This window comes from Streptomyces sp. NPDC101225, from assembly GCF_044767585.1.
Taxonomy (GTDB): domain Bacteria; phylum Actinomycetota; class Actinomycetes; order Streptomycetales; family Streptomycetaceae; genus Streptomyces.
Genome location: NZ_JBIWOE010000070.1, coordinates 18,411 through 30,220, shown reverse-complemented (window position 1 = coordinate 30,220; position 11,810 = coordinate 18,411). Strand labels below are relative to the sequence as shown.

6 protein-coding genes are annotated in these 11,810 nt (G+C 64.7%); 5 read left to right on the top strand and 1 reads right to left on the bottom strand.

All coding sequences use genetic code 11. The annotated features are described in order from the left end of the window. Nucleotides 1-257: 257 nt before the first annotated feature. Entirely contained in the window at nucleotides 258-671 is a 414-nt protein-coding gene (locus ACIRPX_RS44160) for a hypothetical protein (protein WP_404205807.1), read from the bottom strand. A gap of 663 nt (nucleotides 672-1,334) precedes the next feature. Here ACIRPX_RS44160 and dpdE point away from each other — a divergent pair. The 5 genes from dpdE to ACIRPX_RS44135 are packed head-to-tail and all read left to right on the top strand — an operon-like array spanning nucleotide 1,335 to nucleotide 11,805. Beyond that, nucleotides 1,335-4,649 (top strand): protein DpdE, encoded by a 3,315-nt coding sequence (dpdE, locus tag ACIRPX_RS44155; protein WP_404205806.1) that lies wholly within the window; start codon nucleotides 1,335-1,337, stop codon nucleotides 4,647-4,649. Next, nucleotides 4,646-7,222 carry a protein DpdF gene (gene dpdF, locus ACIRPX_RS44150; RefSeq protein ID WP_404205805.1) on the top strand — a complete coding sequence of 859 codons (2,577 nt, stop codon included), beginning with the start codon at nucleotides 4,646-4,648 and terminating at the stop codon, nucleotides 7,220-7,222. Before dpdE ends, dpdF begins: the two co-directional genes overlap by 4 nt. 2 nt (nucleotides 7,223-7,224) lie before the next feature. Then, complete coding sequence (gene dpdG, locus ACIRPX_RS44145) at nucleotides 7,225-8,082, top strand: protein DpdG (RefSeq protein WP_404205804.1); 858 nt, start codon at nucleotides 7,225-7,227, stop codon at nucleotides 8,080-8,082. Continuing rightward, entirely contained in the window at nucleotides 8,075-11,128 is a 3,054-nt protein-coding gene (gene dpdH, locus ACIRPX_RS44140) for a protein DpdH (RefSeq protein WP_404205803.1), read from the top strand. Before dpdG ends, dpdH begins: the two co-directional genes overlap by 8 nt. Further along, nucleotides 11,125-11,805: a hypothetical protein gene (locus tag ACIRPX_RS44135; protein WP_404205802.1), complete on the top strand. Its 681-nt coding sequence runs from the start codon at nucleotides 11,125-11,127 to the stop codon at nucleotides 11,803-11,805. Before dpdH ends, ACIRPX_RS44135 begins: the two co-directional genes overlap by 4 nt. Nucleotides 11,806-11,810: the final 5 nt, after the last annotated feature.

The window sequence follows — 11,810 nt, the reverse complement described above, 5'->3', positions numbered from 1 at the left end:
ACCGAACCAGACGCCCGAACTCTCCCGCAACAATGCCGACACCATGCCTGATCAGCGGAAACTCAACGACCACATCCGGAAAGACAACGGCTTCTAACGGCGACAAAGATCGATCAGGAACACCGAACGCTGTGGTGGAAGCGGCCATGAGAACTCCGTCCTTCATCGAGATCGTGAGCGAGTGAGCGGCGCCAGAAAGTCCCTGTCCGAGAAGCATGCGGCGAACCGGTCGGCAGGCCACGCAGGAGCACCGACCATCAGCTCGTGGATGGGCTCTGATGCGGCTGCGGCAGGGCGTTGACGAGTGGCTTGAGGGCACTGTCCAGCAGCCCGCCGTGTCGGGCTGGTGCGTCGGGGTGCACTCGCATGACGTGCAGGATGTGGTCGCGTACGGCGGCGTTGCGCAAGCTGTCGGACTGCTTGCTGCGCAGGATGTCGAGAAGGCTGGGACCGGATGCTTCCTGCAAGGCCTCGATCATCTCCAGTTCTTCGATGTCGACGATCTCCACCGGGTCCGTGTCCGGCCTCATGAACAGCCCCCTCCGCCGGGCGCGTTCACGGATCACAGTCAGGGTGATGGGGTTGACGGGGAAGCCCTCCGGCAGCACGAGCAGCGGCAAGCGACGGTCGCCGACGGCAGGGGCACCGGTGAGAGAGGCAGCAGGTCCCACACGTCCTCCAGGCGCACCGGGTCCTTCACCCACACCGGGGAGTCGAGGACTTCGCTGACCTTCACGAAGCTGCCCTGGGTGCCGGGCGGGTCGGTGCGGATCTCGATGTCGGGGAAGGACAGGTGGAACCCGGTGGCCTTGATCCCGTGGGAGGTGAGGTTTCAGTCCTCGCCCTTGAGGGCCCAGGCAGCGGCCGACCTGACTGAGGCCGTAGAAGACCTGCATGGGACGCGTCGCGGTTCCTACTGCCGCGGCGGCCTGGAACGTCTGCTCCGCCTGCTCGAGGGCCGCCGCGGCAACGGAAGCTACGCACACCACTCCAGAGGAGCGACAGGCATGGGCGGGGCGGCACAACCTCTCGCAGTAGGCCGGGCGTAGTCGGCGCGGGCCAGGTAAGCGCGGAACGAACCGCCTCTCCCTACCGACGGGGGTGCGTTGCCCCCGCGGCGTCCAACCTGCAGGAACCGTGACGAGAGGGGGTTTCCATCCCCTATCATCCGTTGCACGCTACACCTTTGGGCGCCTATACCCCTGCCGGAATCAATACCTCCTCAAGGGTTCAACAACCTAAGAGAATGTGATCAAATAGTGAAGGGTATGCGGCTATAGCATCTGGGGGCATTGCGCCAGGGGCGAGCCGCGCTGTAGGTGGGGGACAAGAGCATGAACATCGGTCACGCGAATGGTTTCCGGCGTGGGGCTTTCATCCGGGTACAGGGCGGACCGGGGATCGGCAAGATCGGAGAGATCGAGGGAGAACGCCTTCGCGTCGACTACTTCGAATCGCCGATCACTATGGTTGCGCACTCGCAATGGGAGGCGACTGCCGCGGCGCGGCCGGTGGTCCTCGACAGAGAGGAGCGCATCTGGTGGAAGAGCCGCAGCGGGGCTTGGAATGCTGGACGTGTCGTTCATGCCAGCGCGCTCGAGTACATCGTGCGGTTCCCCAACGCGGACTACGATCTCCCGGTTCCCGTGGACGATCTTTATGTCCGCTGGGATCGTCCGGTGCAGGATCCGGTGGCCAATCTCGCGGTGCGCGGGGGCAGCACAGCACCCTTCCGTGACGCCCGCTTGCCGATGTTGCACACCTTGGTGCGCCAACGTGGCGCATGCGCCGGGATGAGCGCGTTCTTGTCCTCTTCGGTGGAACTCTACCCGCATCAAGTAGAGGCTGCACTGACGGTGTTGTCCGATCCCGTCCAGCGGTATCTACTGGCCGACGAGGTGGGCCTGGGGAAGACGATCGAGGCGGGCTTCGTGATCCGGCAGGTACTGCTGGACGATCCCACTGCGCGAGTCGCAGTCGTCTCCCCCGCGGCGCTTCGCCGGCAGTGGCTGAAAGAACTTCAGGAGAAGTTCCATATTGGAGACTTCCCGGTGGAGCGTCTGGTCGTCACCTCGCATGAGACTCCGCATAAGTGGCAGGCCTATGAGGGGTTTGCGCTCGTGGTCGTGGATGAGGCGCACGCTTTGGCGCAGTCGGGCCCGCGGCAGTCGCCGTATCGGGAACTGTGCGTGCTTGCGCACTCGGCCGAACGTTTGCTGCTGTTGTCCGCGACGCCCGCCACGTCGCACTACCTAACCAATTTGGGACTGCTGCACCTGCTGGATCCTGAGCTGTACCGGTGGGACCAGCAAGCCGAGTTCGAGCAGCGCTATGCGATGCGCTTGGCCCTGGCAGACAGTGTCCAATCACTGGATCCGGATTTGAACTACGTGATCCGCGACAGCCTGGAGGACATCGCCAAGCTGCTCCCGGACACCGATACGCGCTTCCATCAACTCGCCCAAAGTGTCGTGGCGTTGCTCGATGACGAGGACGAGTTGGTGGATGCCTCGTTGCAGGGCGAGTTCAGCTATCGGGTCGCGCAGGTACGTGCTCATCTCAGTGAGACATACCGAATCCACCGCCGTGTGATCCGCCACCGCCGTGAGGCGGTACTGCGGGAGAGCAGCGATCCCGCGGTAGTGGGGCTGGCGTATGCGGTGCGCGGCCGGGCCCGTCCCACGCTCGTCCCCGCTCCCTCGGGTACTGGCGAAGACGGTGTCGAGTTGGTACTGCACTGGTGGAGTCAGGTGCGCGACCTCCTGGACAACCAGGCAGCCACGGGCAGCAGTAGCGCCTACGGCATGGTCCTGGCAGTCCTGGCGGCGCGGGCGATGGTGCACCCCGTCGACGTCGTGGATGTGCTGCGGTGGCGCGTGCATGCAGACCCCGCGGCTGCAGAGCGTGCCGGTTTGAGCGTGCACGAGGTGGCCCTGCTGGCCGCGGCCCCGGCGGTGGCCGTCGAGCGCAGTCTGCTGAGTGGCCTGGAAGAAGGAGAGCACTCCCCTACGCGGGAAGACCTGCGTGGGCTCGTCGATGCCCTGCTGCCGCAGATGCGGCGTTTGAAGAAGTCGGTCATCTTCTGCGGTCCGGGGCAGTTGGCCGCTCGCTTGGCCGCGTATCTGGACAGCCGTTTTGGTCGTCTGACAGTGGCTAAGCACACCCGACGCCAAGACCCTGGGCATGCGGCGGATGCGCTCACGGCCTGGTCGGGTGCTACGGGGCAGGCGGTGCTTGTTGCGGACGATTCCGCAGAGGATGGTTTGAACCTGCAGGTGGCCGACGGTGTGTTTCATCTGCGGTTGCCCTGGTCCGCCAACCAGTTGGAGCAGCGACTGGGGCGCGTCGATCGCTACCCCGGCCCGCAGGGGAGCGCACAGGACGTGCCCGCAGGGCAGTTCCGTCTGGCAGACGAAAACGGGAGCGATGCCTCTTTCACCGAGGCGTGGGCGACGCTACTAACCGAGGGCTACCAGATCTTTGATACCTCTACCTCCACGCTGCAGGACGCTATCGCCCAGTCCCTTGGCGGGGTGTGGGAGAAGGCCTTCGCCGAAGGGCCCGAAGGGCTGCTGGTCCAGCGGGAAGAGGTGCGGCGTCAGTTGCGGGCAGAGCAGCAGGAGATCGCCAAGATGGATCTTCTAGAGTCCATCCACGCCGCGGGCCAGGGTCTGCGCAGTGTGCCGGCGTCCTTGATCGATGCGGAGACAGGCTGGAAGCAGTTCCAGTCGGCGCTGTTGCACTACACCGAGAAGGACGGCGGAGGCATCCGTCTTCCCCACGTGACGCGGTCGGTTCATGGTGCGCCGACGGTGCAATTCGCGGTGCGCTCGGCACATCCCTTGCTGGCGCCCCGGCATTGGCAACGGGTGCAGCAGCGGATCACCGACGATGCTTTGGCGTCAGGGTTGTTCAACCGTTCCGCCGCGCTGCGCCACCCTGGCACCCGGTTGTTCCGGTTGGGCAATCCGCTGGTGGATCTGCTCAGTGAAGCAATCCTCAACGACGACCTCGGGCAAAGCGCAGTCTTTCGCCGCATCGATCGTCGCATGCCGCGTGGTGAGGAGCCTCAGCCTTACTACGGTTTTGACTTCCTCATCGAAGCCGATATTGCCACCGCCCTGTCCTGCGTGGAGAACAGCTCCCACGCAGGGCGTGCGCTGCGTCGGCAGGCAGACCGCATCCTGGCTCCCTTTGTGCGCCGCATCTGGGTGGAAGGAGGTACCAACCGGACGGTGACCAATCGGGCACAACTGGCGTGGCTGAACGAGCCGTACAACAAGAACAACGGTGACCGTAATTACAACAGCGCCCGTGCTGATGAGTACTTCGGCCTCTTCGGCGGCCAGGAGGCTGCCTCCTCCTTTGCCCGTGAGGCTTCGCAGGCGGCCCTGGAGTTCTTGCACCAGCACACGAATCTGGCGGCCACCTGCGAAGAAGCCCAGCAGCAGGCGTTGGAGGTGGCAGCCGTCCTCAACGCCCAGTGCGGGGCGCGGCGCGCTGCGGGACACCTGGTGGGAGACACCGAGGGCCTGGTCACCGATGCAGCCATTTTGCAGGCCTTGGCCGAGGGACTGTCCCGTCCCGTGATCCGTGTCGTCGCGGCCGTGTGTGTCGTGCGGCGCGGCTTGGAGTACGTGCAGGCATGAGCGCAGACGAGTGGGGGCAGGCTCGGCGCCTGTTCGCGGCATGGCCAGCAGCAGGTGCAGAGCAGGCCCAGGGCACAGCGCGCCGTCTGGGCGATGCACTGGCCGGACTGGGCAGCGGCGCGTGCGGATGGCGTGATGTGGTCACGTTGACGCATCAAATCCTGCTGCGAGCCCAGGCACTGGGCAACACCAATCCGCTTCCCGTCCCCTTGGGGGCGGGACTGCCGACGCGTGAGCAATGGCTCAAGGGTGGCTTGGACGTGGTCTTCGACGGCGAGCGGGTCTTGCTGCGCGGCGTGCCGTGGGCACCGGCACAGGAGTCTACTGCAGCCGAAAAGGCAGCACTGGACCAGGTGCGTCACGCCGTCTTGGGGACCGACTCTGAGATGCGGCGAGCGTTGGACCACACACCCGCCGACCCTTTTTGGACCCATGCCAGTGGCTACCACCACTACCTGTCTCGGGGGCAGCAGCAGGCTGCGCGTTCGCTGGCGATGATGCCGCCGGGGGAAACGGTGATCGTCTGTCTTCCCACCGGGCACGGCAAGACACCGGTGGCTCTGGCCGCGTGCTTGCTGGCCGGCGCCCACGGCGGCGTGTCAGTGCTCGTGGTTCCCACCGTGGTGTTGGCCATTGACATGGAACGCCGTATCCGCAGCCTGCTCGGCCGCAGCAACCCCCAGGCCAACCAGCGCCGGTACGCCTATGTCGGCTCGCTTGATGACGCCACCAAGCAGCAAATCCGCGACGACATCGTCTCCGGACGTCAAGGCCTGGTAGTAGCCTCCCCAGAAGCCGTGACCATGGGGTTGCAGGCAGCCCTGCTGGAGGCTGCCAGCGCAGGGCACTTGCACTACCTGATTCTGGACGAGGCTCACCTGGTCGAGCAGTGGGGCAACGATTTCCGCACGGCGTTTCAGTCTCTGGCCGCGCAGCGGCGCAACTGGATCAGCGCAGCTGGCCGACGGCGGGCTCCGCGCACCGTAGCCATGAGTGCCACCCTCACGCAGCAGCAGGTGAACACCTTAGAGAACCTTTTCGCCCGGCCGCGCCAGGCGAAGTTGGTGTGGGCGTCGGAGTTGCGGCAGGAGCCCGCCTACTTCATCGACTCCTTCCCGGGCGAGGAGGAACGGGCCGAGGCCGTGCTGAAAGCAGTCACTCGTCTGCCCAAGCCCATGGCTCTGTATGTCGCACGGCGTGAGGACGCCAGGCTGTGGCTACAGCATCTGCGTGAAGCCGGGTTGCACCGCGTGGCCACCGTGCATGGTGATTCCACCGAAGACGAGCGGCGCACCGCGTTGACCGGGTGGGCGGGCCGCAGCGACGATATCCCCGTTGCCACGCAGTTCGACGTCATCGTGGGCACGTCAGCTTTCGGTCTCGGAGTGGATCTCACCGATGTGCGCACGGTGATCCATGCCTGCCTCCCAGAAACAGTGGACCGCTACTACCAAGAAGTCGGACGCGGCGGGCGGGACGGCAGCCCCTCCCTGGCCTACCTCGCCACAGCTCCGGCGGACCGAGGCATTGCCCATAGCCTGAATCGGCAGAAACTCATCTCCGCGCCCACGGCGTGGGAGCGCTGGTGGGATGGCATGTTCCTCCAGCGCCCTCGCAACGACAGCGCCCTGTATCGGCTGGACATGACGCACCGGCCGGCCCGCTTGGCCGAGGGCTACAAGCGGCACCGCAGTTGGAACGAACAGATCCTCAACTTCATGGTACGGGCCGGCCTGATCGAGATTCTGCCCCCCGCGCCCCCGCGGCGCACGCCGGGTGAGGACGACCAGACGTGGGACCGACGTCTAAGCGCGTTCTACGAGCAGGCTCCCGATCTCGTCGATGTTGCTCTGAAGGACGGGCAGACAAACAATCCCGACTACTTCGCCGACGCGATCAACAGGGTGCGTCAAGACATCAAGACGGCGCAGGACAGCGCGTTGCAACTGATGGAGCGCCTGCTCTTGCGTCGGCGGTGCCTGGCCGATGATCTGGTGGAGTACTACACGGTCCACGACTATTTCACGATGCCAGCATGTCGCGGCTGCCCTTCCTGCCGCCGCCAGGGTCTGCCGCCCGCAGGCCCCGGGACGCTATATCGCACGCCCCTGTCCCCCGACCCGGACATCGCCGAGTGGGCGCGCAGCGACGCCCCGCTGCATGCGCTGCACCCCTACAGCCCGAGCCTGTGTCTGTACTGGCGCAGCGACGACGAGCGGCGCACGGAACTGATGCCCCTGTTGGTGCGCCTGGCACGGGTCGGGGTGTCCTACTTCGGCGGTCCCGGTTTGAGCCCGACCCAGGCGTGCGCGATCCAGGAAGAGGCCGGATCGACAGCCGTCGTATTCGACTACGACGGCAGCCTGGTGCACGAGGTCCGCGGGCTGATGGTGTGGGTGGAGAAGGAAGACGCAGCCGTTGTGGATAGCGAGGCGTGGACGCGCCTGTCCGAGGGCGAGCCCGTTTATCTGCTGCATCCCGAACAGGCGGAAGATCCTGAACGGCCCGGCCGTCTTCTTCTCGACACGCACGTGACCGCGCTTCCTCTGCAGCATGCGAGAAAAGGTCTCTGACTATGCAGTTGCTCAATACTCCCACTCCGTCCCCGGCCATTCTTTGGGCGGTGGTGCGTTTCCTTGCTTCGACAGGGAAATCTCTTCCCAAGAATACGATCACTGTCTATTTGGAGCCCGGAGAAGAAGCGAAGAACTCCGGCCCGGTGCATCATGCGCTGAACACGCTGAGGGATCTGGGACTGGCTGTCGCATCCGAGGACGGCACGTGGTCACTGGCCGGCGGGCTGGAAAAGATCACCGTTGACGACTACGCCAAATTCCAGAGACTCGCTCGTGCGGCGGTCTTGGGAGTTGAGGGCGAGGTGCCAGATCCGCCGGAAGACATGCGCCGCGTCCTTGTCTGGATACTGACGAGGGACCCGTTCAAGGAGTCCTTCAACTGGGTCACCGTCGATCAACTACACAACCGCTCCGCCCCGGATGGCGAACTGGTATTGACCAACGACACCCGCTGGCCCTCCTTTGCTGCGTGGGGCACCGCCTTGGGATTGATCGCGCCAGCGCCGTACACCGCCAACCGGCATGTTCCGGACTGCACACGCGCCGTACATCAAGTGCTCACCGATGGACTCGAGCGCGGCCGCTCCACCGACTCCATGAGCGTTCTGCAACTGCTACGCCGACACCTGCCCGTGGTGGCCGGCGGGGCACTGGCTACATCACTGGGCTACCCCCTTGATACACCCAAGGCGGTAGGTGCTGCCCTCTCCTTTGCCCTGATGCGCGGCGAGCACGAGGGGTGGCTGTTGCTGGGCCAGGACTCGGACGCCTCCGTGGTGATCAACCTGCATGACCCGGAATGGTCTTCCGCACGTATTTGTTCATCCATCACCCTGCTGGAGGGCGACGATGCCTGAGCTGCGCGATTACGTTTGCTGGGACATCGAGCGGGTCATCTCAACGATCCAGACCGAAGCGGTCGTGGCCTCCTCTGCAGTGTTCCTGGCCACGCACACGCGTCTCCAGATCCAGCGTGCTGAGATTGATGGCAGGTCGTTCAACAACACTGGCCAGATGGTCAGTGAGAGGGACGTCCTGAAGGATTTCCTGCGGCGCAAGACCGCGACGGGGACCGTGCTGATGCCGGTCGTCGGCGAGTCTGGTTCCGGAAAGTCCCATCTGGTCCGCTGGGTGCGGGAAAAGCTCCCGGCCTCGGACAAGCGCAAGGTGATCTACCTTGAAAAGTCCAAGACCAGCCTGCGGCATGTGATCGAGTCGCTGCTGGAGGGTGTCGACGACGAAGAGGTCGCCCAAGTCCGCGCGGATGTACGTGCGTCCACCAGCAGCACCGACGCCTCCGCCTTGGCTCTGCGACTCGTCAATGAATTGGTGATCGCCCTGGCAGGGACCACTTCCGCCGAACTACGGGGCAGACAGCGGCAACTGGCCGGCCCCAAAGGATTGGCTCTGATCTTGCAGGACCCCGTCCTGCAAGATCAGATGCTGCAGGAAAAAGAGTTCATCCCCCGCTTCGCCGAGCACATGCTCAGCGACCGCGACACGGACGACGAGCGCCCCGCCCACTTCACCGTTGATCACCTCCCACTGAATGTCACGTCCGCGATGGACGGAGTGGCCGCACCCACCCGGGTCATGCTGCGGTTGCTCCTGTCCAAGCCAGAAATGCGTGATGTAGCCGTGGGTATGCTCAACGAGTACTGGGAAAAATCCGTGCAGGCCACGTCATCGCTCGGTGGCGGACGCATCCTGGATGCGATGAAGAAAGTCCGTGAGATCTATGCACGGCAGGGTAAAGAAATCGTCCTGCTGATCGAGGACTTCGCTCTGATCCAGGGAGTCCAACGCGACCTGCTGGACGCCATCACCGAGACATCGCAGCGCGAAGGCCGCACCGTACTCGCCCCCATGCGCACGCTCATGGCGATCACCAGCGGCTATTTCCACGACCTGCCGGAAACGGCTATCACCCGGATCGAGGCCTCCACCGGCGGGCATGTCTACAACCTGGACCTTGTCCTGAACGGCCAGGATGACGGCATCGAGGCGATCGCTTCCTTCGCCGGCCGCTACCTCAACGCCGCCCGAGTGGGCCGCAAGGAGTTGGAGGCTCACGCCGGGAAGGTGCCCAACCAGTGCGACAAGTGCCCGGTCCGGGCCGCATGCCACGATGCCTTCGGCACGTCCGCCGAAGGCTACGGCCTCTATCCGTTCAACCAACCAGCTCTGCGCAGGACCGTCCACGCGGTCGCTCCTGCCGATCAACCGCACGCCTTCGTGCCACGGACCATTCTCAGCCGAGCTCTAATTCCGGTCCTGACCGAAGGCTACGACAGCATCCAAGAGGGCTCGTTCCCCGACGAAGAGTTCCGCGGTCGTTTCAAGAGCAATCGCGACGCCGGTGATCCTCCTCTCACTGGCCGAGTGCGCGAACAGATCGATGACCTCGACCAGGCCGATGGTGCTCGCCGTGAAAAGCTCCTGGAATTTTGGGCCGACAGCCCCACCGAACTCGTCAACCTGGAGCCCGGTATTGCCACCGCGTTCTCCCTGCCTGCTCTTTCTATCGACGCCGATCGCGCCAAACGGCTCCCCCAGACAGCCAGAACAACGTCCCCCACAGAGCCTGCGGTGGACCGCCCCCAAGGGCGCGGAGAGCCGGAAGTATCGCGAAGCCTGCAGAAGCGTTTGGACGCGGTGGAGAGTTGGAGCACAGGTGATGGCCTGCCCACAACGGAAGCCTCGACGGTGCGTTCAGTAATATCACGCGCGGCCGTCTACCGTCAGGACTGGCTCAACCCGCCGGTGAAGCCGCTCGGAGTATCAGACGCTGGGCAGGCAGGATGGGGGAACCGCGCCAACACCGTCTCCATTGAAGGAGCTGCCGCTCAGGCACTGGCAGGGGATGACTCACCTGTCATCTTCAAACGCACCGCCGCCAATTCTGAATTCTTCAAGAGTCTGATCCTGCTGAACGCTGAGACTCTTACGGCTGTGCGCTCTCAGGACGTCGTGCGCTTGGCAAGCTTGGCCGACCGTTACGCGCAGGTATTGCGCAAACGGGTCACAGCTCAAGCCCAACTGAGTGACGACGACCTTGTTTCGGGTTTGCGCGTGTCACTGATGGGAGCAGCGCTCGCCGGCCACGCCCACCCCCACATGTCGGTGGAGCAGTTGCACGCTGCCGCCTTCGATCTCGGTCAGTCCTGGCAGCGCCCCGACAGTTCTTCCCGTACAGAGATGTGGCAGCGAAGCCTGAACGCGCATCTGGCCAAGCGCGAGGCTCTGATCGACACGCTGCGCGGAGCGCTCGGCGTGGGACAGGGCATGGGCGCGGTACAGGTCATTGACGCAGCGCGGGCGTTGCCCTTGCTGCGCCGGGCCGCCGAGCAGTGGGAATTGAACGGCATTGCCCTGCCCCGGTGGGCGCAGGATGCGGCGCAGTCGCTGGCAGGCTGGCACGTGCTGGTGCCAGCCCAGCATGCGCAGTTGGTGTCATTGCTGCAGGACATTCGACAGTGTTTCCCGCGGGGCGAGCGTTCGGCGGACCTGCTCAGCCAATTGGACGCTGCGCTGCGGGTAGCGGCGGAGTTGGGGCTGGAAGGCGGCAGCCGCATCGTGGCCATTCGGGCTCTCATGGGGCAGATCGAGGACGCGGACTGGGCCAGTTTGACAGCGCTGGAACGCGACCTGGCCAAGCTCACGGACGACCTTGAGGGGCCTGCCGCGCTGGCGGCCGCTTTGCAGGGCGCCGTGCCGTTGAGAAATCCGCATCTATCTGGCATGCATCAACTGCTGCAGTCGGCAGATGCGTTCCTCGGCGATGCGTTGCAGGCCGCCGAAGCGCGCGGGCAGACAGCGGCCAGTACCGCCAGGCAGCAAATGGGAGCGCTGAAGGACGCCTGGCAGCAACTCGCTCAGGACGCTTCGGGGGGACAAGCGTGAGCACATCGGTGTTGGAGAAGGCACGCGAACTGCAGAATCAGGCGCGGCACATTGCTGAGGCGCAAAAGGACGCAGCGCAGCAAGAGCGTGTGGTTCGGCGTATCGATGAAGTCCGCGGCGCGTTGGAGAAGGCCATCGGCCAGGTGGGCATCGCTGGGCTGCTCAGCGAGCGCACCGGGCTATCGGTGGACATGACGGGGTTGGTGAGGGCGTATGAGCGCTTCGAGAGTAAGTCGCGCGGTGGTCTTCCGGTCGACCGCGTGTTCACTGAGGCTCAAAAGGCGCTTGAGACCTGCGCCAAGGACATCGCCGCCGCCATCCGGAACGTCTGGGCGGAGTGGGCTCGCACGCGGGTAAGCAGTGTGTCATCAGCGCGTTTTGTAGCCCTTGCTCCGGCGGAGCGTCGGGAGGCGGAGGCGTTGCTGCGGGACATGCGCGGACACCTCGAGCGCCGGATCATCGACGGCGCCGTCATCCGCTCCTTTTTCACCGCCTACGCAGACATACAGCGCCTGGTCGAGCACGCCCCCAGCGAAGTGCCCCCGGAACTAACTGAGTTGATCGAGCGGATCGACGCGGGCGGGCTGACGCTGCGTGATCTACGTTCGGCTGACATCGAGTTGCTGCGTGAATACGATCAAGATGTTTGGATCTCTGTCACACGGAAGGCGGACTGACGCTC

What these genes read in the sequence shown, in the direction of transcription:
- dpdE (WP_404205806.1), top strand. Translation starts at nt 1,335, where the DNA reads ATGAACATCGGTCACGCGAATGGTTTCCGGCGTGGGGCTTTCATCCGG.
- dpdF (WP_404205805.1), top strand. Translation starts at nt 4,646, where the DNA reads ATGAGCGCAGACGAGTGGGGGCAGGCTCGGCGCCTGTTCGCGGCATGG.
- dpdG (WP_404205804.1), top strand. Translation starts at nt 7,225, where the DNA reads ATGCAGTTGCTCAATACTCCCACTCCGTCCCCGGCCATTCTTTGGGCG.
- dpdH (WP_404205803.1), top strand. Translation starts at nt 8,075, where the DNA reads ATGCCTGAGCTGCGCGATTACGTTTGCTGGGACATCGAGCGGGTCATC.